Origin of the sequence: Amaricoccus macauensis (assembly GCF_049800915.1) — a bacterium.
GTDB classification, from domain to species: domain Bacteria; phylum Pseudomonadota; class Alphaproteobacteria; order Rhodobacterales; family Rhodobacteraceae; genus Amaricoccus; species Amaricoccus macauensis_A.
The window spans coordinates 212,723-238,044 of sequence record NZ_JBNAFY010000004.1 but is presented as its reverse complement, the minus strand read 5'-3'; the positions used below and the strand labels follow the sequence as shown (position 1 = coordinate 238,044).

22 protein-coding genes and 1 other RNA gene are annotated in these 25,322 nt (G+C 60.9%); 14 read left to right on the top strand and 9 right to left on the bottom strand.

Annotation, left to right across the window (positions count from 1 at the left end):
- Positions 1 to 11 precede the first annotated feature (11 nt).
- The 6 genes from ACP15W_RS11725 to ACP15W_RS11700 form a co-directional block, all read right to left on the bottom strand.
- The gene (locus ACP15W_RS11725) at positions 12 to 1,802 is read right to left on the bottom strand and encodes a peptidoglycan D,D-transpeptidase FtsI family protein (RefSeq protein WP_424933080.1); all 1,791 of its coding nucleotides are present in this window, start codon (positions 1,800 to 1,802) and stop codon (positions 12 to 14) included.
- On the bottom strand, positions 1,799 to 2,128 hold the full coding sequence (ftsL, locus tag ACP15W_RS11720) for a cell division protein FtsL (protein WP_424933079.1): 330 nt from the start codon (positions 2,126 to 2,128) through the stop codon (positions 1,799 to 1,801). Before ftsL ends, ACP15W_RS11725 begins: the two co-directional genes overlap by 4 nt.
- On the bottom strand, positions 2,125 to 3,129 hold the full coding sequence (gene rsmH / locus ACP15W_RS11715) for a 16S rRNA (cytosine(1402)-N(4))-methyltransferase RsmH (RefSeq protein ID WP_424933401.1): 1,005 nt from the start codon (positions 3,127 to 3,129) through the stop codon (positions 2,125 to 2,127). The genes ftsL and rsmH overlap by 4 nt, the downstream gene beginning before the upstream one ends.
- A complete protein-coding gene (locus ACP15W_RS11710; RefSeq protein WP_424933078.1) occupies positions 3,129 to 3,587 on the bottom strand; it encodes a division/cell wall cluster transcriptional repressor MraZ in 459 nt (152 codons plus the stop codon). The genes rsmH and ACP15W_RS11710 overlap by 1 nt, the downstream gene beginning before the upstream one ends.
- A gap of 600 nt (positions 3,588 to 4,187) precedes the next feature.
- An RNA gene (gene rnpB, locus ACP15W_RS11705) (RNase P RNA component class A) lies at positions 4,188 to 4,566 on the bottom strand.
- A gap of 82 nt (positions 4,567 to 4,648) precedes the next feature.
- Positions 4,649 to 6,523: a tetratricopeptide repeat-containing sulfotransferase family protein gene (locus tag ACP15W_RS11700; protein ID WP_424933077.1), complete on the bottom strand. Its 1,875-nt coding sequence runs from the start codon at positions 6,521 to 6,523 to the stop codon at positions 4,649 to 4,651.
- 211 nt (positions 6,524 to 6,734) lie between these two features.
- On the opposite strand from ACP15W_RS11700, the gene ACP15W_RS11695 reads away from it, so the two are divergent.
- The 8 genes from ACP15W_RS11695 to rarD all read left to right on the top strand — a co-directional run bounded on the left by ACP15W_RS11695 (position 6,735) and on the right by rarD (position 13,847).
- Complete coding sequence (locus tag ACP15W_RS11695) at positions 6,735 to 7,655, top strand: pirin family protein (protein ID WP_424933076.1); 921 nt, start codon at positions 6,735 to 6,737, stop codon at positions 7,653 to 7,655.
- 280 nt (positions 7,656 to 7,935) lie between these two features.
- Positions 7,936 to 8,181, top strand: a complete 246-nt coding sequence (locus tag ACP15W_RS11690; protein ID WP_424933075.1) for a hypothetical protein — start codon at positions 7,936 to 7,938, stop codon at positions 8,179 to 8,181.
- A 443-nt stretch (positions 8,182 to 8,624) separates the two neighbouring features.
- Positions 8,625 to 8,951 carry a preprotein translocase subunit YajC gene (yajC, locus tag ACP15W_RS11685; RefSeq protein WP_424933074.1) on the top strand — a complete coding sequence of 109 codons (327 nt, stop codon included), beginning with the start codon at positions 8,625 to 8,627 and terminating at the stop codon, positions 8,949 to 8,951.
- Between the two features lie 64 nt (positions 8,952 to 9,015).
- Positions 9,016 to 10,680, top strand: coding sequence for a protein translocase subunit SecD (secD, locus tag ACP15W_RS11680; RefSeq protein ID WP_424933073.1), 1,665 nt, complete (start codon positions 9,016 to 9,018; stop codon positions 10,678 to 10,680).
- Positions 10,681 to 10,692: 12 nt separating this feature from the next.
- Complete coding sequence (gene secF, locus ACP15W_RS11675) at positions 10,693 to 11,658, top strand: protein translocase subunit SecF (protein WP_424933072.1); 966 nt, start codon at positions 10,693 to 10,695, stop codon at positions 11,656 to 11,658.
- A 47-nt stretch (positions 11,659 to 11,705) separates the two neighbouring features.
- Complete coding sequence (locus ACP15W_RS11670; RefSeq protein WP_424933071.1) at positions 11,706 to 12,071, top strand: Mth938-like domain-containing protein; 366 nt, start codon at positions 11,706 to 11,708, stop codon at positions 12,069 to 12,071.
- Positions 12,072 to 12,229: 158 nt separating this feature from the next.
- Positions 12,230 to 12,829, top strand: a complete 600-nt coding sequence (locus ACP15W_RS11665; protein WP_424933070.1) for a superoxide dismutase — start codon at positions 12,230 to 12,232, stop codon at positions 12,827 to 12,829.
- A 79-nt stretch (positions 12,830 to 12,908) separates the two neighbouring features.
- Positions 12,909 to 13,847 carry an EamA family transporter RarD gene (gene rarD / locus ACP15W_RS11660; protein ID WP_424933069.1) on the top strand — a complete coding sequence of 313 codons (939 nt, stop codon included), beginning with the start codon at positions 12,909 to 12,911 and terminating at the stop codon, positions 13,845 to 13,847.
- Here rarD and ACP15W_RS11655 read toward each other — a convergent pair.
- Complete coding sequence (locus ACP15W_RS11655) at positions 13,784 to 14,341, bottom strand: TIGR00730 family Rossman fold protein (RefSeq protein ID WP_424933068.1); 558 nt, start codon at positions 14,339 to 14,341, stop codon at positions 13,784 to 13,786. The two genes, rarD and ACP15W_RS11655, sit on opposite strands and share 64 nt — an antisense overlap.
- A 150-nt stretch (positions 14,342 to 14,491) precedes the next feature.
- Here ACP15W_RS11655 and ACP15W_RS11650 point away from each other — a divergent pair, with 150 nt between their 5' ends.
- Both ACP15W_RS11650 and ACP15W_RS11645 read left to right on the top strand, forming a co-directional pair.
- Complete coding sequence (locus ACP15W_RS11650) at positions 14,492 to 15,619, top strand: LysM peptidoglycan-binding domain-containing protein (RefSeq protein WP_424933067.1); 1,128 nt, start codon at positions 14,492 to 14,494, stop codon at positions 15,617 to 15,619.
- Between the two features lie 15 nt (positions 15,620 to 15,634).
- The gene (locus ACP15W_RS11645; protein WP_424933066.1) at positions 15,635 to 17,464 is read left to right on the top strand and encodes an ABCB family ABC transporter ATP-binding protein/permease; all 1,830 of its coding nucleotides are present in this window, start codon (positions 15,635 to 15,637) and stop codon (positions 17,462 to 17,464) included.
- Between the two features lie 55 nt (positions 17,465 to 17,519).
- Here the strand turns inward: ACP15W_RS11645 and ACP15W_RS11640 are convergent, their stop codons facing one another.
- Positions 17,520 to 18,620: a hypothetical protein gene (locus ACP15W_RS11640; protein ID WP_424933065.1), complete on the bottom strand. Its 1,101-nt coding sequence runs from the start codon at positions 18,618 to 18,620 to the stop codon at positions 17,520 to 17,522.
- 307 nt (positions 18,621 to 18,927) lie between these two features.
- On the opposite strand from ACP15W_RS11640, the gene trmFO reads away from it, so the two are divergent.
- The 4 genes from trmFO to amt all read left to right on the top strand — a co-directional run bounded on the left by trmFO (position 18,928) and on the right by amt (position 24,637).
- Entirely contained in the window at positions 18,928 to 20,304 is a 1,377-nt protein-coding gene (trmFO, locus tag ACP15W_RS11635) for a methylenetetrahydrofolate--tRNA-(uracil(54)-C(5))-methyltransferase (FADH(2)-oxidizing) TrmFO (RefSeq protein WP_424933064.1), read from the top strand.
- A gap of 3 nt (positions 20,305 to 20,307) precedes the next feature.
- Positions 20,308 to 21,183: a tRNA glutamyl-Q(34) synthetase GluQRS gene (gluQRS, locus tag ACP15W_RS11630; RefSeq protein ID WP_424933063.1), complete on the top strand. Its 876-nt coding sequence runs from the start codon at positions 20,308 to 20,310 to the stop codon at positions 21,181 to 21,183.
- A 119-nt stretch (positions 21,184 to 21,302) separates the two neighbouring features.
- A complete protein-coding gene (thpR, locus tag ACP15W_RS11625; RefSeq protein ID WP_424933062.1) occupies positions 21,303 to 21,863 on the top strand; it encodes an RNA 2',3'-cyclic phosphodiesterase in 561 nt (186 codons plus the stop codon).
- Between the two features lie 143 nt (positions 21,864 to 22,006).
- Positions 22,007 to 24,637, top strand: a complete 2,631-nt coding sequence (gene amt / locus ACP15W_RS11620; protein WP_424933061.1) for an ammonium transporter — start codon at positions 22,007 to 22,009, stop codon at positions 24,635 to 24,637.
- Positions 24,638 to 24,669: 32 nt separating this feature from the next.
- On the opposite strand, the gene efp is transcribed toward amt, so the two are convergent.
- Entirely contained in the window at positions 24,670 to 25,233 is a 564-nt protein-coding gene (gene efp, locus ACP15W_RS11615; RefSeq protein ID WP_424933060.1) for an elongation factor P, read from the bottom strand.
- Between the last annotated feature and the right edge of the window lie 89 nt (positions 25,234 to 25,322).

Genomic DNA, 25,322 nt, shown 5'->3' with positions numbered 1-25,322 from the left:
CGCCTCATCGGCTATTCGTTTCCGGCAAGCGTGTAAAGCACCTGTTCGGGGCCCGCACCCTCCGGCTTGGGGCGCATGCCCAATACGGGGGCAATCCGCGCGATGACGTCTGCAGCGACCGGTGCGGCCGTAAGGCCGGCGGTGCGGAAACGGGTCTTGTTGATGATGGTTTCCGGTTCGTCGAGGCTCACGATCAGCACGTATTCCGGATCGGAAGCCGGGAAGAAGGAGGCGAAGGTGGAGATGACCTTGTCCCGCTCGTAGCCACCGGTTGCCGAGGGTTTGTCGGCGGTGCCGGTCTTGCCCGCGATTTCGTAGCCGGGCACATCCGCCTCTTTGGCTGTGCCACGCATCACGACCTGGCGCATCATCTCGCGCACCTCGCGGGAGGTCCGCTCCGAGAAAACACGCGGGCCCGGTGTGATCTGGCCATCCTCGATCAGCGTCGGCGTGACGCGATAGCCGCCATTGGCGAGGGTCGCGTAGGCGGACGCAAGATGGAGCGGGGTGATGGCAATGCCGTGGCCATAGGAGATGGTCATGGTCGTCAGGTCGGACCAGCGGGTTGGCAGAAGCGGCATTGCCTGCGTCGCCTCGGGGATCTCGAGACGCACCGGTTCGAAGAAGCCGAGCTCCTCAAGAAGGGCCTTCTGGCTTTCGGTGCCCATTTCGACGGCGATGCGGGCCGTGCCGATGTTCGAGGATTTGACCAGAACGTCGGTGACGCTGAGCCGGGGGCCGTAGTCCCGGAAATCGCGGATCGTGTAGCGGCCCCATTTCATCGGTCCCTTGGTCTCGATCATGGTGTGCGGCGACACGACGCCGTTTTCCAAGGCGTGGGCCACGGTGAGCGGCTTGAAGGTCGAGCCGAGTTCGTAGCGACCCTGGGCTGCGCGATTGAAGAGCGGGCTGTCCGCCGGATCGCCGCTCGATGGCAGCGCGGGGCGGAAGTTCGCGTCGAATTCCGGCAGACTGGTGATGGCGCGGATGCGACCGGTCTTGGCTTCCATCAGGATGCCCGCCGCGCCGACGGCGTTCATGTCCTTCATGCCCTGGGCGAGAACTTCCTGAAGCGCGGACTGCACGGGCAGGTCGAGCGACAGGCGAAGCGGTTCGCTCGTGCGCTCGGTATCGCGAAGACGTGCGTCGAAGGTCCGTTCAATGCCGGCCTTGCCAACGATTTCGGCGGCACTCACCCCCTCGCGGCCGAAGCCGGTGCTGCCCAGAACATGGGCGGCGACCGATCCGTTGGGATAGAGGCGCTGCTCGCGGGGGCCGAACAGCAGCCCCGGTTCGCCCAGATCATGCACGAGCTGGCGCTGTTCGGGCGAGACGGTTCGCCTGATCCAGAGGAACCTGCGGCCACTCGTGAATTTTGCCAGCAGTTGGTCTTCGTCGAGATCCTCGAAGATCGACGCCAGGCCCTTCGCCGCGGCAACGGGATCAACCATCTCGTGCGGGTGGGCATAGAGCGAAGCCGTGGCGGTGTTCGTCGCGAGCACGATGCCGTTGCGGTCGACGATATCGGCGCGCTGGGTGGTGATCGGGTCCTGCGAGAACCCGTGAACGGGTTCGGTCGGGATCGCGGCCGCAACCAGGGCCATGCGCCCCGCGACTGCGGAGAAACCGAGAATGAACACGGCGCCAAGAAGGACGAGGCGGGCCTCCGCCTTGCGCCGCTCCTGGCTTTGGCGGGCCAGGAAGCGCCGCTGGCGTTCCTGCGCTTCGATGAAATCCGGATTGGTGCCAGCCTCGCGGGCGGAAAGCACGCGCGCGAGAGGGCGAAGCGGGCGTCTGATCATTTTTCGGCCTCCACAGCGGTTTCCTGAAGATTGTCGGGTTCGGGCGGATAGGCGACGATGGCGACCGTGCCGAAATGCTCCGGGTTGAGGGGTACGAGCCCGAGCGCGTCTCGGTTCTGCGCGACCAGCGCCCGCAGTCGCTCCGGACGGTTGAGATAGGCCCATTCGCCGCGCAGGGCGTTGAGCGCTTCGTGCTCGCGGGCGATTTCTCGCCGGAGCTCGACGACCCGCCCCATCGCCTCACGGGTCGAGTAATTCACCCTGTAGGCCCAGGTGGCGCAGACGGCGACGAAAGTGATGGCTGAGAGATAGAGAACCAGTTTCATTGGCGCATTCCGTGCAACACGACTGGCGGAAGGCCGAGCTCGGCTGGCTCGACCGGCAGTGCGGGTGCGTCGAGACGACGGGCGACGCGGAGCTTGGCCGAGCGCGCGCGGGGGTTGGCGGCGGTTTCGGACGCAGATGGCGCGATGGCGTTGCGCGTCGTGCGCTCAAAGCGCGGCTCATCCACCGGGCCGCCTTCCGGGGCATGGCGATTGCCGCGGGGGTTCGAGCCGCTGCTCGCCTGAATGTAGCGTTTGACGATCCGGTCCTCGAGCGAGTGGAAGGTGACGACAGCCAGCCATCCTCCCGGCGCGAGCGCATTTTCGGCCGCTGTGAGGCCGTTTGCCAGTTCGCCCAGTTCGTTATTCACCGCGATGCGCAGCGCCTGAAAACTCCGGGTCGCCGGATGAGGCTGGCCTGGTTTGGGCCGTGGCAGGCATTTCTCGATGATCGCGGCAAGCTGGAGCGTCGTCTCGAAAGGGGTAGTGGCCCGTTCCTTGACGATCGCTTTCGCGATCCGGCGAGACGCACGCTCTTCGCCGAGCTGGAAGAGGATGTCGGCCAGTTCGGCCTCGGGCAGGGTGTTCACCAGATCGGCGGCGGAGGTGCCCGACTGCTCCATGCGCATGTCGAGCGGCCCTTCCTTCTGGAAGGAAAAGCCGCGGTCGTCCTGGTCGATCTGCATGGAGGAGACGCCGATATCGAGCACCACGCCGTCAAGTTTCTCGAATCCCGCCTCGCGGGCGATCAGATCAAGCTCCCCGAAACGGCCTTCTCGCACGGTGATCGCGTCGCCATAGCCGGGTTTCCAGTCGTCGGCGCGACGGAGGGCTTCCGGATCGCGATCGACGCCGATCACATGTGCTGCTCCAGCCTCCAGCAATGCGCGGGTATAGCCACCCGCACCGAGGGTTCCATCGAGCCATACGCCGGAAACCGGGGAGACCGCCTGGATCAGCGACTCCAGCAGGACGGGGATATGAGGAGTGACGGGTGTGTGGATCACAGGCCACCTCCGTCTTCTTCGAGTTCCTCGAAGATGTTCTCGAGTGCGTCCGCGCCGCCGAGATCGTCGATTGTCTCCATGAGCATTGCTTCATGCTCGGCATAGGCCTCGGGTGACCAGACCTCGAAGTTCTTGTTTGCGCCGGCAAAGACCGCTTCACCGTTCAGGCCGGCGATCTCGCGCAGTTTCGCGGAAAGGATGATGCGGCCGTTGTCATCGACCTGGGCATCGGATGATTTCGTGCTCAGGATATGCTCCATCGCGCGGCGCTTCTTGGAGAAGCGGGGCATCCGGTCGACCATCGCTTCAAGCTCGGCCACGCCCTTGACCGTGTAGCCCTGAAGATGCGGTTTTCCGGGGAGGCCGTAGATGAGAACGAATGTGGGCTGGCTGCCGGGGGACCAGTCGGGGTCGCCTTCCTCGATCACACGGCGAAAGGAGGCGGGGACCGACACGCGACCCTTCTGGTCTACCTTGTGGACCGATTCGCCTCTGAAGCGCCGTGCCAACGGCCAGTCTCCTGCTCAATGCCCTCTTCAAGCGAATGGCGGGCCGTGCATCTTCTGTGCACGACCCGCCATTCGGTCCCATTTTGGGTCCACGGCCCGACTGCGCCGCCGTTTTTATGGTCTGCTCTCGATCGTCGTTCGCGTCGGGTCTTCGCCTCGTTGCGGAAAGCTGCGTGCCTGTATGAAGCCTGCCGAATTTTTGATTTTGGGGTGCTTTGACCCTTGTTCGTCATACGCCGCTGTCCGTGGAATTTTGGATAGCATGGCACCTTGTACAACTCAATGGATTTTTGTGGGATATCGTGGTCTTGCACCGCATCTCTGATGCAGATTTGCCTCAATTTTCCAAAAAATTCTATGTTCCAAGAACATATTGGGATTGCGTGGCGTTCATGGCGCAACATCTAGATTCAATCTGAGGTAGTTTTTCGCAGGCAAAATTCGCCCCTGGAAGGCGCGGTGCGGGCATTTTTGCGACAAAAGCCGGAAAAATGGGCGTCCTCGCGATTCGCCAGCCAACTGTGGCATGAGATCCCATGCCGTGAGGTCTGCGGATGGCCTGTAAGCCGGATTCTGTCGTGTGCTTTCGCACACCGATGACCATTCCTCTGGCCCCACCGTTGCCGGCGGGATCTAGCAGCCAACCCGGACCGCCTGGGCGGGAGAACCCTGGGGCGCGAGGCCCCGGCGCGGTCCCTATTTGGCCTTGCTCCTGGCGGGGCTTGCCGTGCCGCCGACGTTGCCGCCAGCGCGGTGGGCTCTTACCCCACCGTTTCACCCTTACCCGCGACCCGAAGGTGCGGGCGGTCTGTTCTCTGTGGCGCTTTCCCTCGGGTTGCCCCGGGCGGGCGTTACCCGCCGCCATGTCTCCCTGGAGTCCGGACTTTCCTCGACGCTTTCACGCCGCGGCCATCCGGCCATCCGCAGGAGGGTTCCTTAGGGATTGGGCAAATGATGGTCAATCGGCTTTGCGTGCCAGCTGCGGCAGGCAGGCCGCAGGGGAAGGATCACGTCAGGTTTTCGCCGAGCGCAGCCTTGAGAGGATCGAGCCACTGCTCATACTTGTGCCAGGCCTGCGAGCTACCCTTGTACATCTTCTTGCGAACCTGGTTCGCAGAAGCCGTCATCACCGAGCGCTTGGTGCGGTGGAATTCCAGAACAGCGTCTTCCCAGGGCAATTCCGCATGCTCGAGGGCCCGGCGGGACTGTTCTTCCTGGTGTTCCGTCAGATCCTCATAAGGCATGTCGAGGATGCGGCCGGGGTAGAGACGGTGCCAGTAGGCCATCAGGTCCCGATAGAGGCCGAAATACCTGCCAAGGTCATCGAGGTCATAGGCGTAACCGTTGCCGCGGCTGGCGAAGCAGTGTTTGAAAACGGACCAGCATGTCGCGACCGGGTCGCGCTGCATGTGAATGATCCGTGCCTCCGGCATGGAAGAGAGAATCCAGCCGGCAAAGCGGAAGTTGAGCGGCATCTTGTCGACGAAGACGGGGGACTCGATCCCGAGCTTGGCGATGCCGTCCCGGTAGTCGTCGCGACACTCGCGAAGTTGCTCGTCCGTGATCCGGCCGGTGGTCATGCCTTCCTCGGAGAAGAACACCCGCCGCGCGGCACGGGCCAGAAGCTCGAGCTCGCCCGCACCATAGACGCTGCTGTGACTCGCGAGGATCTGCTCCATGAGCGAGGTGCCGGACCGGGGCATTCCGACCACGAAGACCGGGCGCGGTCCGTCCCATGCTTCGTCGGTGAGAGCCGGCGGATTCTCTTCGGGGAACATGCTCTTGATCCGGTTGAACAGCCGGATGTCCATGCCGAACTCGTAGCCCGAGGATTCCTTCCGCAAGCGGTTTCCCTCGAGATAATAGGGGAAGCTCTCCGCAAATTCGCCGAGGTCCTCGTAGGCCTTCCCGAGGGCGAAATTGAAGAAGCGTGCATCCTCGGAAGAGACACCGGGGCGGTCCAGCAACTCACGCATTTCCGCGATCTGCGGGTCGCCTTCGCTGAATTTCTTGTAGTTCGCCAGGTTGAAGTGAGCCTGGGCATGCTCCTTCTGCAATTCGACCGCACGCGCAAAGCTGTTGCAGGCGTCTGAGCGGTTGCCCATGGCGCCGAGCACGGCCCCTATATTGTTGTGCACGGCCGACTGTCTCGGAGAGAGCCGAAGCGCTTCGTTGAGGCTTTCCAGGGCCTCGTCGTGACGACCCATCTTGTTCAGCGACGTTCCGAGCTGGCTGTGGATCTGCGGAGAGTCCGGCTTGATCTTGAGGGCGATCCCCAAGCTCTTCAGCGCCTCGTCGTATTTGCCGAGCGACATCAGCGCCTCGGCGGTGTTGACGTAGGTCGCCGAATACATCGGATTGAGGCGCATGGCCTCGGCGAAGCACAAGAGCGCTTCGGGATGGTCTTCCATCTGGACCAGTGCGCTACCGAGGTTCTCATGCGCGATCCCGAGGAGGGGGTTTATCTCGATCGCGCGTCTCGCGGCATCGATGGCTTCCTGGGTGCGGCCCAGCAGTCGGAGCGAGGCGCTGAGCCCGCTCAGGGCGGCTGCCGATTTCGGGTTCGCCTGCACCGCTTCCGCAAACGCCGCCTCTGCGCGGTCGGGGCGATGGGCGGCCAGGTATCGCCGCCCGCGATTGACCGAGGCCGTCGCGGGGTCGACCCTCTCGGATATGGGGACGGCCTTCTTCTTGAGCGCGTTCTTTTTCTGCTCCGTCACATCATTCGTCAGGTCGCGCAGACCCGTGATCGCCCGCTTGTTTTGCGGGAAGCGCTCCAGAACATCGCGATAGAGTGCCTCGGCCTGCATGATCTCGCCCCGCTTCGCGAAGCTCCGCGCCTGTGACAGGGTCCGGTCGATCGACTGAGGTTTCGCAGACATGGGCAAGTTCCGGAGGCTGAGTTCGTTTCCAGGCCCCAGATCTCTTCCGAAAGGGTTTCCAAATTCCAAACGCGCCGGATCCGGTTTGGTCAAATATCAGATCTCGCATGATTTTAGGCGCAGAAATGGAAACAATGTTTTCGCAGAACAGCGCATTGTTCCTTCCGGTGTCGATCGTATCTTTAGTGGCAAGCAAATCAGGAGGTGCGTCATGTCTTTCAGGGCCGTGAAGAACGAAATAAGGGCGACCCCGGCCATCGAGGGCGCGGGTGTCAAGCTTCACCGGGCCTTCGGGTTCGGAGACACATCGGAGAGCGATCCCTTCCTGCTCCTCGATGATTTCCGCAACGACGATCCCGCGGATTACAAGGCTGGATTTCCCTGGCACCCGCATCGGGGCATCGAGACGATCACATATGTACTCGATGGCGAGGTTGAGCATTCCGATAGCCTCGGCAACCGCGGGCTGCTCGGTGCAGGATCGGTTCAGTGGATGACCGCGGGCTCCGGCATCATGCATCAGGAAATGCCACGGGGCAGCGCGCGGGGCCGGATGCACGGTTTCCAGCTTTGGGCGAACCTGCCATCCTCCCTAAAGATGACCTCGCCGCGCTATCAGGACATTCAGGGCGCGGACATTCCCGAAATCGTCGATGACGACGGGACCCGGGTGAAGGTCATCGTCGGCAGTTTCTGGGGACAGAAGGGTCCGGTGGACGGGATCGCGGCAGAACCCATGTATCTCGACGTCTGGGTGCCGCCGAACCTGCGCAAGACGTTGCCCGTCGACACCTATTCCAGTGCTTTCGCCTATGTATTCCAGGGAACCGCGAGCTTTCGGGATGCCTCGGCACCCGAAGGTGTGAAGGTCGAGAAGGAATATCGGGGGCAGGAGCTCAACATTCGCGATATGTCAGGGAACCGAACGCTCGTGCGGTTCGACACCGGCGACGAGATCACGGTTCGTTCTGGTGCGGAGGGCGTGCGCTTTCTTCTTGTCAGCGGCCGTCCCCTCAAGGAGCCGGTGGCCTGGCACGGTCCGATCGTCATGAACACGCGCGCCGAACTGATGGAGGCGATGCGTGACCTTCAGACCGGCAGGTTCATCCGGGAAAATGCCGCCGCGAAATAGGAATGCAGCCTTGTCACGCCCGAATAACGTGCCGGTCGGCCTGGCATCGGTCCGGGCGTGACGCAGTCGATAACCTCAATTTGGGCGCTTCGTCGCCGCAAAGTCCTGCGGCACAGAAGTCCACACTGCGTTTCGGCCCCTCACAGGAGAAGCGTAGTCATACATGAGAAATATTGCAGATTTTAATGGTTTTGCAGCCTTTTGTGCAACGTGGCCTTAGTAATGTTTGCTTAGTTCGCGGCACGTCTCTTTGTTTGAAGGAACTGGAAGGAAGTCGTTCATGGAGCCGCCTGCAGTTGATCCCGCGATTCACATGCTACTCTCATTTCTGCCTCTCGTGCTGCTGACGATCCCGTTTGCAATCGGGAACTTCTTCCTGGCCAGAAGGATCGAGGGGGCAAGTCCGGCGATCTGGGTAATCTCGAGCCTCATTCCGTTCGCCAACATGTTGTTCATGTACTATGTCCTCTACAGGGTCATCTACGCTGTTCTGGACTACCTGCGCGAAATTCGGGACCGTTCGTAGACCTGTGATTGTCATTGGGACAGGGGCCGTAGCGCCGGTTTCTCACGCAGAAGTTCCCCGGTGAGACTATCCTGTCCTGCGGTCCTCAGATCAAATATTGTCGGCTGACGTGTTGCGCAGACGTTACGCAAACGTTGCGTATGGTTGGTTTGCCATACCGAAACCATACACGTTCCATATCGATTCCATACTCAAGAAAATATTCTATGCAATTCATCTTACGTCAAAATCCGACGTTTCCCCCGTCGCGTTGAAAAACGGGTCCACTCTCCTTAGCCTCTCATTAACGTTTCGCCCGGAGCCGGGGGAACCCCGCACTGCGCGCCGTCTTGCCATCGCCGGGGCCCGGCGCTAGTGTCCGCGCGATTTTGCCGGCGGGGTGTCCTGCCGGATGATGGGTGCCTGGGCCGGAGGCCCGGCCGATAGAGAAGAGGGTCACACGCATGTTCGCAACTCCTGCCTTTGCACAGGCTGCCGGAGCTCAGGGGGCCGCTGGCGGCCTGATCAGTTTCGTGCCGATCCTGCTGATTTTCGCGATCATGTACTTCCTGATGATCCGGCCTCAGCAGAAGAAGGTCAAGGAGCACAAGGCCATGGTCGAGGCGCTGCGGCGTGGGGATCAGGTCGTCACCTCAGGGGGCATGATCGGCAAGGTCACCAAGGTCGCGGACAACGAGGTCGAAGTCGAGATTGCGCCCAACGTCAAGGTGAAGATCGTCAAGGGCACGATCACGCAGGTTCTCAGCAAGACCGAGCCTGCTGAAGCCTGATAGACGGCCTTCGCGACGGTTTCGGCCCGGAATGCTCGGGCCGCGCCCCATATAGGACCTCTCCATGCTGCAATTTCCGCTCTGGAAGCGAACGGTCGTTCTGTTCATCTGCCTGTTCGGGTTGGCGCTCGCGTTGCCGAACCTGTTCTACTCCCGGGTCGAACGCGCGAATGATGCACGCGCGATGGTCGAAGCCGGGCAGACGCTTGGCTCCGAGGAGGAGGCAGCGCTTGGTGGCTGGCCAGGCATGTTGCCGTCCAAGCTGGTCAACCTCGGCCTCGATCTGCGGGGCGGTGCGCATGTGCTGGTAGAGGTGCAGACATCCGACGTGTATGTCGAGCGCATCGAGAGCCTGTGGCCAACCTTGCGCGACCTTCTCAGGGAAGAGCGCGATCTTGTCGGGTCGGTGCGCCGCCTTGACAGCGCGCCCGATGAGTTACGGATCCGGATCGGAAATCCTGATGCGATGGATGCCGCGGCGGATGCCGTTCGTGCCGCGTCCCAGCCTGTCCTGTCCTTCACCGGAGCAGCTTCGCGCGATTTCGAGACCCGCACGGACGGAGACGAGGTCGTCGTGACGCTTTCGGAGGCCGAGCGGCGCGCCATCGATGAACGGACTTTGCGCCAGAGCCTCGAGATCATCCGGCGCCGCGTGGACGAGACCGGAACCCGGGAGCCCACTATTCAACGGCAGGGTGCCGACCGCATTCTGGTGCAGGTGCCTGGCATCGGCTCGGCTGAAGAACTCCTCCAGGTAATCGGCCAGACGGCGCGGCTCTCCTTCCATGCCGTGGTGCGGGAAACGACGGACCCGGCGGTGGAGCCGGGGCTGGACGAGGTCGTCTATCCCTCGATGGACATCGAAGGCGTCTACTACGTTCTGGAGCGGCGCTCAGTCGTGACGGGCGAGCAACTGGTGGACAGCCAGCCGAGCTTCGACCAGAACGGCCGCCCCGCTGTCAGCTTCCGGTTTAACGCGGCAGGCGGCGCGGCCTTCGGCAGCTACACTGCCGAGAATATCGGTTCTCCCTTCGCCATCGTGCTGGACGGGGAGGTGATCTCGGCGCCGGTGATCCAGAGCCATATTGCGGGGGGATCGGGCATCATCACCGGGAATTTCACGCCCGAGGAGTCCAACCGATTGTCCGTGTTGTTGCGCGCGGGCGCGCTTCCAGCCGAAATCAAGGTTCTCGAACAGAGAACCATCGGCCCGGAACTCGGTCACGATTCAATCGAGGCCGGAAAGGTGGCAGCTGTCGTGGCGCTTGGCGCCGTGCTTGTCTTCATGACCGCAAGCTACGGCATGTTCGGGCTGTTTGCCAACGTCGCCCTTGTTATCAACATCGCGCTGATCTTCGCTCTTCTGAGCGTCATCGGTGCGACGCTGACCCTGCCCGGTATTGCCGGCCTCGTTCTGACAATCGGTATGGCAGTTGATGCGAATGTTCTGGTCTACGAGCGTATTCGCGAGGAGCTGAAAACGGCGAAGGGGCCTGCGCGCGCAATCCAACTTGGCTACGAGAAGGCCTTTAGCGCGATTGTTGATGCTAACATCACCACGCTGATAGCCGCCGCCATCCTTTATCTCATGGGATCGGGCCCGGTCCGCGGATTTGCCGTGACGCTTGGCCTCGGCATTCTGACTTCGGTGTTCTCGGCACTCTTCATCACCCGCTTGATGGTCGTGACGTGGTTCGACCGTCGCCGTCCCAAGTCAATCACCGTCTGACGGAGAACACAGATGCGCCTGCGCCTCATTCCCGAGACGACCACAATCGGCTTCTTGAAGCTTGGCAAGGCTGCGGTGTTCGCATCGATCGGCGCCATGATTGCTTCCGTGATCCTCTTTTTTGCCCTCGGGCTGAACTACGGCATCGATTTCCGCGGCGGCACGCTCGTAATGGCGGAGATGCCCGAAGAACGCCCCATCGGCGAGTATCGGGACATTCTGAACGGTCTCGATCTCGGGCAGGTCGCCGTTACGGAGGTTTCTTCCGGTGAGGGTGGAGCCGGGCAGACGATCCTCATGCGCGTGGGGATCACCGGAGACGATCCAGATGCGCAGAGCGCAGTCGTGACCGAACTTCGAACCGTGCTTGACGCCGCGTTCCCGGGGATTTCGTATCTTCAGGTCGACAATGTGGGTGCGAAGGTTTCGGGGGAACTTGTTCAGGCCGGCGTTCTTGCCGTAACGCTGGCGATCCTCGCGATCCTTTTCTACATCTGGATCCGCTTCGAGTGGCAGTTTTCCGTGGCGGCGGTGGCTTCGCTGGTTCACGACGTGATCCTGACCATCGGTGTATTCAGCCTGCTGCAGATCGAGTTCAACCTCTCGATCATCGCTGCTATCCTGACCATCGTCGGCTACTCGCTCAATGATACGGTCATCGTGTTCGACCGGGTTCGCGAGAACCTGAGGAAATACAAGTCCAAGCCGCTCGATGATCTGATCGATCTATCGATCAACGAAACGCTGAGCCGGACGATCATGACGTCGGGCACCACCTTGATTGCTCTGCTGGCGCTCTATTTCTTTGGTGGGAGCGTCATCAAGGGTTTCACCTTTGCGATGATTTGGGGTGTGGTGGTTGGAACCTACTCGTCCATCTACATCGCCTCCATGCTTCTGGTGCGTCTCGGGCTGAACCGGGACGGATCGAAACCCACCGGAAAGGCCGGCACGCAATTCGCTGACGTGGAAGCCTGAGCGGGGACTTAAGCGAGACGGCGGAACAGCGAACGAGGAAGTGCCACATGCTTGCAACCGAGGTTCTCTTTCCCGATGGCGCGGTCCCGATCGATAGCTATGGTGCAGAGGGCTTCAGGCTGCGTGGACAGGTGGTTCATGGTGCCATCGCCCTGTTTCAGACCGGGGTTTCGAATTGGGCCGGCCTGCATGATCTCTCGGTCTTTGCCGACCGGGCGGGGGAATTCGATGTCCTGCTCGTCGGAGTGGGTGGCGAACTCGTTGCGCCCGATGCCAGTTTTGTTGCGGAGCGAGCGAGGCTCGAAGCGGCGGGGATTGGTGTCGAGATCATGACGACCCCTTCGGCCTGCCGGACCTACAACGTCTTGCTGGCGGAAGGTCGGCGCGTTGCGGCGGCGCTGATGCCGGTATGACGGAGCGCGACTGGAAAAGTTGCGCCGGACAAACGGATTTTCGCTCTCGTGCCGCGCGAGGGGTTTGCCCCGGCGGGGCAGGAGCCTATAACGCAGCCAGAAGCTGCTGACCAAAGGTGTCCCCTACCGGGGCACCGCCTAGAAAAGAGGGGATATGAATGCCTTTTGAACTTCCCGATCTTCCCTACGCACACGACGCGCTTGCCGAGAATGGCATGTCCCGTGAAACCCTCGAGTTTCACCACGACATCCACCACAAGGCCTATGTCGACAACGGCAACAAGCTGATTGCCGGCACCGAATGGGAAGGCAAGTCGGTCGAAGAGATCATCACCGGCACCTACAATGCCGACGCGGTCGCGCAGTCCGGCATCTTCAACAACGCATCCCAGCATTGGAACCATGTCCAGTTCTGGAAGATGATGGGCCCGGGCACCTCCGCAATGCCGAGCGAGCTCGAGAGCCGCATCGTGGATTGCTTCGGTTCCGTCGATCAGTTCAAGTCGGATTTCTCGGCCGCGGGCGCGGGTCAGTTCGGCTCCGGCTGGTGCTGGCTGGTGGCTGACGCCGATGGCGCACTCAAGGTGACCAAGACCGAAAACGGCGTGAACCCGCTCTGTTTCGGCCAGAAGGCGCTTCTCGGCTGCGATGTGTGGGAGCATTCCTACTACATCGACTTCCGCAACAAGCGGCCCGCTTACCTCACCAACTTCCTCGACAAGCTGGTGAACTGGGAATACGTCGCTTCGCAGCTCTGACGACAACGGACGTAGCAATGCAAGATGGGGCCCGGCTCGATGTGAGCCGGGCCTCTTCGGTTTTCTGGCGAGATTGACAATGACGGACGGTGCGAAGGGATTGGGCGCGATGGTGGCTGCGGCCACGATCTGGGGGCTGTCCGGCATGTATTACAAGGCACTCGACACCGTGGCGCCCCTAGAGGTGCTTTCACACCGCATCCTCTGGAGTGCTGTCTTCTTCGGGGGGATTCTTTGTCTGAGGCGCCAGGCCGGAGCGGTGTGGCACGCATTCGCCGACCGCCGCGTCATCCTGGCCATCCTTGTGGCTGCGGTAATGATCGCGGCGAACTGGTTTCTCTTCATCCACTCGATCCATTCGGGGCACGCGCTTGAGGCGAGCCTGGGGTACTACTGTTTTCCTCTCGTCGCTGTGGCGCTGGGCTTCTTCTTTTTCAGGGAACGTTTTTCCCTGTGGCAGGGGGTGGCGATTGCACTCGCCACGTTCGCCGTCGTGGTGCTGACATTCGGTCTCGGCAAGCCACCCTGGATTGCGCTGGTTTTGGCGGGCACCTTCGGCTGTTACGGTCTGGTCAAGAAGCGACTGACGATCGAACCTATGGTGAGCGTCTTCGTCGAGACCCTCCTGTTCGTTCCTCTGGTTGCAGGTTTTCTGGCTTGGGCGCATTTCGGCAATGGTGGAGCAGGCGATGACTGGGGACGTTTTGGCCAGGACACAAGCGCGTCGCTTCTTCTTGTCGGGTCGGGCCCACTGACAGCCACGCCGCTGATCCTGATGTCCTATGCCGCTCAGCGGGTGAATTACGCGACGCTGGGGCTGGTCCAGTATCTGAATCCGACACTCCAGTTCACGGTGGCGGTCGCTGTGTTCGGAGAGGCATTCACGCCGTGGCATGCCATCGCCTTCCCCCTCATCTGGTCGGCCTTGGCCATTTATGCCGTTGCGAGCTTCGTTCAGCAGAGATCGGCGCGCAGGCGCTCCATGAGCGTCGCCACGTCGGGTATGACGGTGAAGTAGCCCCGGAAGCTTTCCTCGATGAATCCCGCGTCGATCATGTGTTCGACCAGAGTGATCAGCGGTTCCCAATAGTCATTGATGTTTAGAAGATATACGGGTTTCGCGTGGAGGCCGAGCTGGCGCCATGTCAGCACCTCGAAGAGTTCATCGAGCGAACCGGCCCCGCCTGGAAGCGTCACGATCGCATCGGCGTTCATGAACATCACCTTCTTGCGCTCGTGCATGGTTTCAGTGACGACCAGCGTTGTCAGATCGCGCTTGCCGACCTCGGCGCGCATGAGATGTGTCGGAATGACCCCGAAAGTGGTGCCCCCTGCCTTTTGCGCTGCCCGGGCGACCTCTCCCATGAGACCGACATCTCCTGCGCCATAGACGAGGCGCAAGCCGGCGAGTGCCAGTTCCGTGCCGAGATCGCAGGCCGCATCGGTGAACTCCGGGTTCTTCCCATGACGCGAACCGCAAAAAACGCAAACCGATTTCATGACTTCTGACATTCGTGAGGGCTCCGTGCCTCGGTTATCGCCTGTATTTCGAGAATTTTAACCAAACTGCGAGCTACCTATCGCAACCGGGTCTCAGATGGCCTGATACTGTTTTGGGCTATGCCAACGCAAACCTGCGTCGCCACACAAGGAAATTGACCTTTGGACGAAACACGGACATCCCGCAAGACGGATACTGGTGTTGCGATCGCCCTTGGGGGTATCCTTCTTGCGGCCATAGCCATCTACGTGGTCCGGTCGGGTCTCGTCACTCCGGAGCTTGAAGCAACGGCCCTGACCTCTGAAGGCGCGGAAGAGGTTGGATTGTCTTCCCCGGAGGTGGCAGGTGTACATGTGCCGGCTGCACCTTCTACCGGTGTCAGCGGGTTTACCCCGGAACTTCCCGATTTCAAGCCATCATCCGGTCGAGCGCCGTCATTCGATGTCGTACGCGTCGATCCCCGCGGGTCAGCCTTGGTCGCGGGTTACGCCGAACCCGGGGCGGAAATTTCCATCCTGGCCGATGGCACGGCACTCGCCAGCACGGAAGCTGATGCGGATGGCAACTTTGTGGCGTTCTTCGATGCAGAACCCTCCTCCGAGCCAGTTGCCCTTTCCATGGAGGCTACCGGAGCAGGGGATGTGATGATCCCGTCTGAAGAGGTCGTCATGCTCTTTCCGCGTGAGGAGACGGCAGAGGCACAGGCCGATCCGGCATTGGAAGATGCGCAGAGGGTAGCTGCAACCGCGATTGTTCGCCGTGGCGGCATTGAGGTCAGTTCGATGGTCGATGAAAGCGAGATCATCGTAGCCGATCAAGTGACACTCGGCAGCATCGCCTACAACCCCGATGGTCAGATCGAACTGTCGGGAACAGGTCCGGCAGAGGCGGCCATTCGCGTCTATATCGACAACAACCTGCAGGCCGAGGGCACGATCGGCGGGAACGGTCGTTGGCTGGCCGGGCTTGATGATCTGCAGCAGGGGCTCTACCGTCTGCGGGTAGACCAGATTGGCGACGACGGAGAAGTTGAAAGCAGGGTCGAGACGCCCTTCCAGCGGGATCTGCCAGATGGCCCGCGTCCGCGCCCGGGAACGAGCGCCGCCGGTAAGTCGCCAGGCATCCTCGCAACCGTGCAGCCGGGGGGAACACTCTGGACAATCTCCAGATTGCACTACGGGACCGGGGTGCACTACGCTCTCATTTTCACGGCCAACCGCGAGCTCATTCGCGATCCCGACTTGATTTACCCTGGCCAGGTCTTAACTATCCCCGGCTTCAAAGAGTAAAGCCAAGCCGAGAATATGCCAGCAGAGCCTAACCGCCAGCCAGCGGATGTGTCGGACTCAGGGTGGGAAACCATACGTAAGGTCTTCCCGGAGCTCTGGCCTTCGGACGCGCCAGCAATTCGCCGGCGCGTCGTTCTGGCCATGGTCGCTCTCATCGTTTCAAAGATAGCGACCGTCTCGACACCCTTCTTTTTCAAAGGGGCAGTCGATGGACTTGCTCCTGAAGATAGCCAGAACCAGGCCGAGTATCTCCTGCTCGCGGGGCCAATCGCGTTGACCATCTTCTACGGGATGATGCGACTTGCTGGCGTCGGTTTCGCCCAGCTTCGAGACGGGCTATTCGCGCGGGTGGGCCAAAGGGCGCTGCGCCGCATCGCCCTGGAGACGTTCCGCCATATTCACGCGCTCAGTCTTCGGTATCACATAACCCGCAAAACCGGCGGGCTGAGCCGGGTCATCGAACGTGGGGTCAAGGGCGTGGAGTTTCTTCTGCGCTTCCTCCTGTTTTCCATCGTGCCGTTGATCATCGAACTGGGGCTTGTGCTTATCATACTCGCCTCGGTTTTCGGGTTCTGGTATCTGGCGGTCGTTTCCCTGGTGATTGGGGTCTATGTCTGGTTCACGTTCAAGGTTTCCGAGATGCGCGTACGCATCAGACGGAGGATGAACGAACGGGATACGGACGCCAATCAGAAGGCCGTTGACAGCCTGCTGAATTTCGAAACGGTCAAATATTTCAATGCGGAAGAGCGCGAGGCCGCACGCTACGACGATTCAATGCGCGGCTACGAGAAGGCCGCCGTGCAAACCGGTATTTCTCTCGCCTGGCTGAATTTCGGACAATCCTTCCTGATTTCGACGGGACTTGTCGTGGTCATGGTAATGGCTGCGAACGGGGTGCGGTCCGGTACTCTCACCGTGGGCGATTTCGTCATGGTCAATGCCTACATGGTTCAGATCACGATGCCGCTGAACTTCCTGGGAACGGTCTATCGCGAGATACGTCAGGCACTCGTGGACATGGGAAGCATGTTCGACCTTCTCCGCCAGCCTGCAGAAATTGCCGACAGGCCGGAGGCCGGGCCGCTGATTGTCGAGCGCGGACAGATCGAATTTCGCAACGTGGATTTTTCCTATGACGGCGAGCGCGGGATACTTCACGACTTCTCGCTGATCGTGGCGCCTGGGCAGACGGTTGCGATCGTCGGGCCGTCCGGGTCGGGAAAGTCGACCATCGGGCGTCTGTTGTTCCGGTTCTATGATGTTCGCAGGGGTGCCATACTGATTGATGGGCAGGATTTGCGCGACGTCACCCAAGACAGTCTGCGGGCCGCGATCGGAATTGTTCCGCAGGATACCGTGCTTTTCAACGATACCATAGGCTACAACATTTCCTATGGCCGACCGGATGCCAGTGTGGAAGCGGTCGAGCAGGCTGCGCGCGCGGCACAGATCCACGACTTCATCACCAGATTGCCCGACGGCTATGACACCGTTGTGGGTGAGCGCGGATTGAAGCTCTCGGGAGGAGAAAAGCAGCGGGTGGGCATAGCCAGAACACTGCTAAAGGATCCACCGATCCTTCTATTGGATGAGGCCACGAGCGCGTTGGACACCGAGACCGAGCGCAGCATACAGGACAGCCTCAGAGCCATGAGCATCGGGCGGACGGTGCTCACGATTGCCCATCGTCTGTCCACGGTTGCCGATGCCGACAAGATCATCGTCCTCGAGAAGGGCGTCATCACGGAAGTCGGGACGCATGCCGATCTTCTTGCGCACCGTGGAAGATACGCGTCGATGTGGGCAAGGCAGGCTGCGGAACAGGCAGTCGATGCCGCCTGATGACCGCGAGGCCACACACACCGCGCCTTTATGGCGTAGATCCTCTTGGCGTTCGCTAGCAGAGCTTGAGTGGCTTCATGCGGCCGTCCGAGAACATGCCTTTGGCGCTGCTGAACTGATCCTCTTGCAGGACAATCATAGTTTCGCCCAAGCTTCCCTTGCCGCCTGAATGTCGCACTGTCGTGACGCGTAGCGGGATCGATTGTCCAGTGGTCAGTCGGGTAAGATTGGCGGGATACATCTTCAAGTCCTTGCCGGACAGGATTGCCTGGACAAGATCGCCTTCCGCCGAGTCGTCCGGTTCGAGCAGTTGATCATGGAGGGCGAGGCCGGAAGGCCAGGGGCATGGCGTTGCTATCGCGTCGTGTCCGAACAAGTCCCGCGCCACCGAATTAAGGAATATCACTTCACGATTGTCCGAGAGCATCACCAATCCCTCGCAGACATGATCCAACAGAAACGCAGTTTTCTCGTCGGCCTGCCTCTGAATGAACGCCGCGTCAGCCTTTCTCTTGCGAAACAGAAAGACTAAGAGCGCCGTCAGAAGCGTCGTGGCCATTGCGAACCAATCGGAGCCGGTCGCGATCTTCTCGCGGATGTCCTCCATGCGAACGTATACTTGCTCTCTGGCGATACCGACGAGTTGAGTGAGATTGTCGTTCGCGTCCAAGTCATTCACACGGAGAAGGGCATCCAGTTCTGTCGGAGAGAGCCGTTTGCCTTGTTGATCGATCAACGTCTGAATGCTCTGTGAATACTGTTCAAGGGTCTTTCTGATCGGATAGAGGTCGATCGGTGCCCCCGCGATGAGAATTTGCTGGTCAAGCTCGTCGAGCATGAGCAATGCGTTTGCAAGGTTGGAGCTTGCTGCAGAAATGTAGAAGAGTTCGTCCGGACGGAGGACGGCATTCTTGAAATTGTGGATGAAACCGCCGAAGCCAATTTCGCGCTCGAAATCGATCGTCCTCAAAAGGAGCTGACTGCTTTGCTCGACAAGCCAGCTACGTGCTTGTTGGAGGTCCTGTAGCCAGATCCAGAGCATGGCAATGACCGCCGCAAGCAGGATACTTGTGCCAAATATTGCGAGATCGAGTGCCCGCCATTTCCGGAAGGGCAAGTTGAAGGGGGGGAGCGCGCTCTTCAGCCAATTTGTCATCAGGTGTGACCTTCGAGTTTCCTGCGCCGCCAGCCACGACCAAATTTGGCCGCAGAGCCTGAATACGAACCCCGTAGCCACAAAGTCGCAAGAGTTGTGCTCTGGCCGAAGCGCGAGACCTATACTGCAATTTGAGCGGCGATAGTATTGCCACTCCAACCGCTGTTGCCTCGAGGATCGTTTGGCCGTGCTCGGGGGCTGCGGAAACAATATGAACGCTGCTGATGCGGCTGAAGCCAATGCCTGCCGCCCATGGAAAGATCTATTGCGTCTTTGCAAACCGGCTGGCTTCGACTAGATGGCCAGCATGAAAGAATTACGTCCTATTCATGTCATCGGAGGCGGTCTGGCCGGCAGCGAAGCGGCTTGGCAGGCGGCTGAACTTGGCGTGCCGGTTGTCCTGCACGAAATGCGCCCATCCGTCGGCACGTTCGCACATGTGACGGACGGCCTGGCGGAACTGGTCTGTTCCAACTCCTTCCGCTCCGATGATTCCGACAGCAATGCCGTCGGGCTTCTGCACTGGGAAATGCGCGAACTCGGTGGGCTGGTGATGTCCTCAGCGGATCGCCATTCCCTGCCCGCAGGCGGTGCTTTGGCGGTCGACAGGGAGCCTTTCAGTCGGGAGATCACCGCGAAGTTGGAGGCTCACCCACTTATCACGATTGAGCGGGGCGAAATCACGGGGCTGCCGCCGGAAGATTGGGACAGCGTGATCATCGCGACAGGTCCCCTGACCAGCCCTTCACTTGCGGAAGCTGTGCGCAACCTGACCGGTGAGGATAAGCTTGCCTTTTTTGACGCGATCGCGCCGATTGTTCATTTCGATTCGATCGATCTCTCGAAAGCCTGGTTTCAGTCGCGCTACGACAAGGGTGAGACCGAAGAGCAGCGGACGGCTTATCTCAACTGTCCGATGGATAAAGCGCAGTATGAGAACTTCATTGACGCACTGCTCGCTGCAGAGAAGACGGAGTTCAAGGATTGGGAGCGGTCAACGCCATATTTCGAGGGATGTCTGCCCATCGAGGTCATGGCGGAAAGAGGGCGGGAGACCCTGCGCTTTGGCCCCCTAAAGCCCGTCGGTTTGACGAACCCCCATGCGCCCGACCAAAAACCCTATGCCGTTGTCCAGCTTCGGCGCGACAACGCGCTTGGGTCGCTCTACAACATTGTGGGTTTCCAGACGAAGATGCGCCACGGCGCGCAGGCCGAGGTGTTTCGCACAATTCCGGGTCTCGAGCATGCCTCTTTCGCCCGATTGGGCGGAATACATCGCAACACGTTCTTGAACTCTCCCATGCTTCTTGATGCGCAGATGCGATTGAAAATGCGGCCGGCTATCCGGTTTTCCGGTCAGATCACCGGCGTAGAAGGCTATGTCGAGAGTTCTGCCATGGGGCTGCTTGCCGGTCGCATGGCGGCCCATGAACGCCTTGGGCGCATGCTTCCCGAACCACCTCAGACGACGGCGATGGGTGCCTTGGTGCGGCATATTACCGGGGGCGCAGAGGCGAAGACTTTCCAGCCGATGAATGTCAATTTCGGTCTCTTTCCTCACGTTGATGATGTGCGGGGTGGAAGGAAGGGCCGGGCGGAACGCTACAAGGCGTATACTGCACGTGCAAAGGCGGATCTCCGCGAGTGGCGGGACAAGAATTCGATGGCGCTCGCCGACGGTTGAGCCATGACCGAGTTTCGCACACGGTTCGCGCCCTCTCCGACTGGTTTGCTTCACTTGGGGCATGCCTATTCAGCCATGGTTGCCTGGGGGCTGGCGGAGGAGGCGGGCGGCGAATGCCTTTTACGCATCGAGGACCTCGATGGTTCGCGTGCCCGACAGGAGTTCGAGCAGGCCATATACGAGGATCTCCAATGGATGGGGTTTCAGTGGCCAGAACCGGTTCTCCGGCAATCCAAACATCTAATTCGTTATGGCTCCGCTTTGGAGCTTTTGAGCGAGAGAGGCCTGACGTATCCTTGTTCCTGCACAAGGGCAGACATTCGGGCAGCTCTATCCGCGCCGCAGGAAACGGACGGTTCGGCGGCCGGAAGTGGGGCGATGATCTATCCCGGCACCTGCCGGAACAGGCCGATGTCGGATTGGCAGGCGGGCGATGCGATCAGGCTCGATCTTGGAAAAGCTTTTGATTTCATTGGAAACGAGCGTCTCGCGTTTGAGGAGACGGGCTCCCTCTTCAAGGGTGTTCATGGCGTCGATGCTGAGCGCCTTCGGATGGGGATCGGAGACGTTGTTCTTGGGCGCAAGGACACGGGGGCGGCCGCATATCATCTTGCAGTGGTGGTGGATGACGCCGGGCAGGGTATCACGCATGTGGTGCGGGGAGCCGATCTGTGGGAGGTGACGCCACTGCATCGGGTCTTGCAGGCGCTACTGGGTTTACGCGCGCCAAAATGGCATCACCACGATCTCGTCAGGGACGAAAACGGCAAGAGACTGGCAAAGCGCGATGGCGCACGCGCGCTGCGCAGTCTGCGGGAAAATGGCGCGACCCCCGCTGACATCCGATCAATGGCACTTCTGGCTCGCGGTCGAGCATAGCAGTATCGCGCTTGCAGGCTTGATCTCGGGGGTCATCATCAGGGCCGGATCCGCTGTGGCATTCGCCCCTTGATTGAAGCAAGATCGGCCCTCGATACTTCGAGTTAGAGAGGCGCGCGATGATCCGGTGTTTTGTTGCGATCAGTATCCCGAAAACCGTTGCGCCTCAAATACTTGCCGCTCAGGCCGGGCTTCCCGCGGGGCGGCCCGTTCCTGCCGAGAATCTCCACCTCACGCTGGCCTTTCTCGGGGAGCATCCGGAACCCGTCGTGGAGGATGTGCATCATGCGCTTTCGGAGATCCGCTCGCCGTGCATGGATGTGCAGCTGGAAGGGCTCGATGCTTTTGGGAACGGGAGAGTGCGGCTCGTGTGTATCCGGGCGGTGCTGAGTGAAAATCTGGCGCGTCTGAACGCGAGTGTGAAACAGGCCGCGCGGCTTGCGGGCCTGAATCTGCCCCGCGAGAAATACGTTCCGCACGTCACGATCGCGCGCTGCGGGTCGAAGGGCGCGAGTGGCGAAGATGCCTTGAAATTAAGGGATTTTGCCGCGCGAAAGGCGGGTTTCCGGGCAAGTTTTCGAGCAGAATCCTTCGTGCTTGTCCGCTCCTACCTTGGCCAATCCGGACCCTCCTACGAGGACCTGGCGGAATACCCGCTGACGTGGTTGCAGACCTCCTGAAGCGCCGCGGATCGGGGTCGAACTGCCCCGAGAAAGCGATATGACTCTTATGCATATTCCATACATATTTCATGCATTAATCCTACCTACATTTTCTCGCGCAAATTTAAGGGCTCATTTCCTCATTGCTCGGAGTTTCCCCGGTGTGGACCCTTTTCGTTCTTGCCGCCTTTTTGTCGTTTCTGGCGGACCCTGCGGCTGCTCAGGCAGACCGGTTCGCACTTCAGGAGAATCTCGACCACGTCTGGACAATGACGGCCGCGGGACTCGTGTTTTTCATGCAGGCAGGGTTTCTCCTGCTCGAAGCCGGGGCGGTGCGCGCGAAGAACAGTATCAATGTCGCGCAGAAGAACCTCCTCGATTTCCTCGTTTCCACGATGGCCTTCGGAGTCCTAGGCTTTGCGATCATGTTCGGGACAAGCCACTGGGGGCTCATCGGCTGGTCGAGCGACATGGCGTTTCTCAGCACGGACGGAGACTGGAACCTCACATTTTTCGTGTTTCAGCTGGTCTTCTGCGGAACGGCCGCGACGATCGTGTCGGGCGCAGTCGCGGAGCGCATGAGCATGCAGGCCTATATCTGCCTCGCGCTTGCGATTGCCTGTCTTATCTATCCCATTTCCGGGCATTGGTCCTGGGGCGGGCTGCTAAGCGGTGATACGGCGCCCTTCCTAGCGCGCTTGGGGTTCATCGATTTCGCCGGGTCGACGGTCGTGCACAGTGTCGGTGCCTGGGTTGCCCTGGCCGCCATCATTCAGATCGGCCCCCGGCACGGCAAATTCGACGAGAATGGGAACCCGGTGACGCTTCATGGTCACTCGCCCATTCTGATGACCTTCGGCGGCCTCATTCTCTGGGTGGGCTGGGTCGGTTTCAATGGCGGGTCGACCACTGCGGGCACGCCGGATTTCGCGCATATCATCGCGAATACCATGGTGGCGGGGGCATTCGGCGGGCTGGCGCAATGCGGCGTGGGGCGCTTGAGGCACGGATACCATCGCCCGGAGTTCATAGTAAATGGAACGCTCGGCGGGCTTGTGGCGATAACCGCGGGCTGCGACGCGGCGAGCCTGCAATCTGCGGCCCTGATCGGTGCGATAGGCGGCGTTGTTTCCTACACGACGCGCGAATGGCTCGAACGCGGCCTGAAGCTCGATGATCCCGTCGGCGCCGTGGCGGTCCACGGGTTCTCGGGCGCTGCTGGTACCGTGCTGATCGCATTTCTGGCAGTGCCCGAGAACCTTCTGGCTGGCTCAAGGCTGGAGCAGTTCGGAGTTCAGCTTCTTGGAGTGTGTCTCACGTTCGTCTGGGCCTTCGGGGTGGCGACACTCGTTCTCAAGATCCTGGCGCGGGTTCTTCCGGTTCCCGATGGCAGCCCGTCTGCCCTGCGGGTTCCCTTGCAGGACGAAATCGAAGGGCTGAACATCTCCGAACACAGGGCGCCGCTCGGGATGGCGCGCGTGGTCGAGGCAATGCGCGACATCGCGGACAATCCGGATCGGGAGCAGAAGGATATCACGCTCGATCCGGGGGACGAATCCTATGAAATCGGTGCGCTGTTCAACCGTATCCTTGCCGGTTTGCGCCTCCGGCGGGACAGGGAGAAGGAAGCGGAGCGGCTCACGCGGGAGCGCGAGATGGCGGCGGAGGCCAGTGTGCGCGAGGCGGAACTCGCGGAGGCGGAGCGGACCCGTCAGGCCGAGGCGGCTGAAGCCCAGAGACGCGCCGACGAAGAGGCCGAACGCGCACGGCTTCGCGAAGCGGCTGCGCGCGACCGCGAGGCGCAGATGCTCGAGCAGGAAAGGCTCGTCTCGGTTCTTGCCAGCAAGATGAAGGGCCTGCGGGACGGGGATCTTACGGTTTCGATCGGCGAGCGGTTTCCGGAGGCCTATGAGGCGCTCAGAGCCGATTTCAACGAGACGGTCGAAGCCTTCTCAGAAATGATCGGCCGCATTCTTGCGAGTTCCCGGCATGTCTCCGGCAGGACCCGGGAGATCAGCGAGGTTTCGCGGGAGATGGCACATCGTTCCGAGCAGACGGCGACGTCGTTGCATGGGATCGTCGGTGCGCTGGATGAGTTGTCCCGGCATGTGGGCGATGCCGCGAACCGCACGCGGACGCTCAAGGATGAGGCGCAGCGCACCCACTCCGATGGTGTTGCGTCCGGGATTGCGGTCGAGGAGGCTGCAGACGCCATGCATGCAATCGCGGCGCAATCCGCGGAGATCGAGAAATTCGTGGGCCTGATCGACGAGATTGCGATGCAGACCAATCTCCTGGCACTCAACGCCAGTGTCGAGGCCAGTCGGGCCGGTGAGGCGGGCAGGGGCTTTGCCGTGGTGGCCTCGGAGGTTCGCTCCCTGGCCGAACGGTCCTCCGAGGCGGCGCGGGACATTCGCCGGGTCATCGGCCAGAGTTCGGCGCAGGTCGAGACGGGCGTGAGCCTCGTCGTGCGCACCAAGGAACTGCTCGGGAGCCTTCGCCGTCACATCGAGGAGATCAGCGACGGTATCGGTGAGATCACGCAGACCGCCGAGCGGCAGGCCTCCAGGGTTTCGGAAATCAACGACACGACGACCGAATTGAACCGGATCACCCAGAGCAATGCCGCAAGCCTCGAAGAGGCAAACGCCGCCACGGATCTGCTGGACGCGGAAGTGACCTCGCTCGTGAATGCCGTGGCGCGTTTCCGCACGCACTCATCGAGCGGAGAGCCTGCAGGCGGCGAGGCGTCCCCTCGTGATTTTTCGCAAGGGAACAGCAAGGTCGCCTGACTGCCGGGCGGCGCTCGCCTCTCACGGCGAGCTTACGCGCGCTCGACGTATTCCATGGTCTCGGTCGAGACGATGATGGCTTCGCCTTCACCGACGAAGGGCGGAACCATGACGCGCACGCCGTTGTCGAGCACGGCCGGCTTGAAGCTGTTGGCGGCTGTCTGGCCCTTCACGGCGGGCTCGGTCTCGGTGACGGTGCAGGTGACCTTGTCGGGGAGCTGGGCGTTGAGCGCCTCGGTGTCGTAGTATTCGATCTGGATCGTCATTCCGTCCTGCAGGAAGGGGCGGCGATCGCCGAGGATGTCGGCGGGCAGTTCGATCTGTTCGAAGGTTTCGGTGTCCATGAAGACGAGCATGCCGTCGTTCTCGTAGAGGAACTGCTGGTCCTTCTGCTCGAGGCGCACGCGCTCGACCTTGTCCGCCGAGCGGAATCGCTCGTTGAGCTTGGATCCGCTGCGCAGGTTCTTCATCTCGACCTGAGCGAAGGCCCCGCCCTTGCCGGGCTTCACGTGGTTCACCTTCACGGCGACCCAGAGGCCGCCTTCATGTTCGAGGATGTTGCCGGGGCGGATTTCGTTACCGTTGATCTTTGGCATGATGGTTCCCGCGTGTTCACCAGATTGAAAGCTTGGGCCGCTATATGTTGCGGTGACGATGCTGACAAGCTTTCGGCATTCCGCATGGG

What these genes read in the sequence shown, in the direction of transcription:
- ACP15W_RS11725 (WP_424933080.1), bottom strand. Translation starts at nt 1,802, where the DNA reads ATGATCAGACGCCCGCTTCGCCCTCTCGCGCGCGTGCTTTCCGCCCGC.
- ftsL (WP_424933079.1), bottom strand. Translation starts at nt 2,128, where the DNA reads ATGAAACTGGTTCTCTATCTCTCAGCCATCACTTTCGTCGCCGTCTGC.
- ACP15W_RS11700 (WP_424933077.1), bottom strand. Translation starts at nt 6,523, where the DNA reads ATGTCTGCGAAACCTCAGTCGATCGACCGGACCCTGTCACAGGCGCGG.
- ACP15W_RS11695 (WP_424933076.1), top strand. Translation starts at nt 6,735, where the DNA reads ATGTCTTTCAGGGCCGTGAAGAACGAAATAAGGGCGACCCCGGCCATC.
- ACP15W_RS11690 (WP_424933075.1), top strand. Translation starts at nt 7,936, where the DNA reads ATGGAGCCGCCTGCAGTTGATCCCGCGATTCACATGCTACTCTCATTT.
- yajC (WP_424933074.1), top strand. Translation starts at nt 8,625, where the DNA reads ATGTTCGCAACTCCTGCCTTTGCACAGGCTGCCGGAGCTCAGGGGGCC.
- secD (WP_424933073.1), top strand. Translation starts at nt 9,016, where the DNA reads ATGCTGCAATTTCCGCTCTGGAAGCGAACGGTCGTTCTGTTCATCTGC.
- secF (WP_424933072.1), top strand. Translation starts at nt 10,693, where the DNA reads ATGCGCCTGCGCCTCATTCCCGAGACGACCACAATCGGCTTCTTGAAG.
- ACP15W_RS11670 (WP_424933071.1), top strand. Translation starts at nt 11,706, where the DNA reads ATGCTTGCAACCGAGGTTCTCTTTCCCGATGGCGCGGTCCCGATCGAT.
- ACP15W_RS11665 (WP_424933070.1), top strand. Translation starts at nt 12,230, where the DNA reads ATGCCTTTTGAACTTCCCGATCTTCCCTACGCACACGACGCGCTTGCC.
- rarD (WP_424933069.1), top strand. Translation starts at nt 12,909, where the DNA reads ATGACGGACGGTGCGAAGGGATTGGGCGCGATGGTGGCTGCGGCCACG.
- ACP15W_RS11655 (WP_424933068.1), bottom strand. Translation starts at nt 14,341, where the DNA reads ATGTCAGAAGTCATGAAATCGGTTTGCGTTTTTTGCGGTTCGCGTCAT.
- ACP15W_RS11645 (WP_424933066.1), top strand. Translation starts at nt 15,635, where the DNA reads ATGCCAGCAGAGCCTAACCGCCAGCCAGCGGATGTGTCGGACTCAGGG.
- ACP15W_RS11640 (WP_424933065.1), bottom strand. Translation starts at nt 18,620, where the DNA reads ATGACAAATTGGCTGAAGAGCGCGCTCCCCCCCTTCAACTTGCCCTTC.
- trmFO (WP_424933064.1), top strand. Translation starts at nt 18,928, where the DNA reads ATGAAAGAATTACGTCCTATTCATGTCATCGGAGGCGGTCTGGCCGGC.
- gluQRS (WP_424933063.1), top strand. Translation starts at nt 20,308, where the DNA reads ATGACCGAGTTTCGCACACGGTTCGCGCCCTCTCCGACTGGTTTGCTT.
- thpR (WP_424933062.1), top strand. Translation starts at nt 21,303, where the DNA reads ATGATCCGGTGTTTTGTTGCGATCAGTATCCCGAAAACCGTTGCGCCT.
- efp (WP_424933060.1), bottom strand. Translation starts at nt 25,233, where the DNA reads ATGCCAAAGATCAACGGTAACGAAATCCGCCCCGGCAACATCCTCGAA.